The 252-nt window shown below is 32.9% G+C and carries 1 protein-coding gene; it reads right to left on the reverse strand.

Annotation, left to right across the window (positions count from 1 at the left end):
* Positions 1 to 212: hypothetical protein (locus SB717_RS37940; RefSeq protein ID WP_410908330.1), on the reverse strand; the 212-nt coding region annotated here is incomplete at its 3' end.
* Positions 213 to 252 lie beyond the last annotated feature (40 nt).

Raw genomic sequence — 252 nt, forward strand, 5'->3', positions numbered from 1 at the left:
GTATTTTTTACACCATAGTATTTAGAATAAGCAATATTTTCAATTCTGTTAGCACAAGCATCAATTAACTCATTACAATCGTCTACAACTCTTACTTTAAATTTAATCGTATAAGGCGTAAGAGGACCATTTGCCACCACCATTGAATTAGGCACTGTAAAAACAAGTTTTCTAGTCGCGGCATCATAGTTAGCAGTAATTCTGGAGTCCATTGTTATACTACTAAGACCACCAAAAATTACATTTTTAGGA

It is taken from the genome of Priestia sp. SIMBA_032 (genome assembly GCF_046535215.1).
GTDB lineage: Bacteria > Bacillota > Bacilli > Bacillales > Bacillaceae_H > Priestia > Priestia aryabhattai.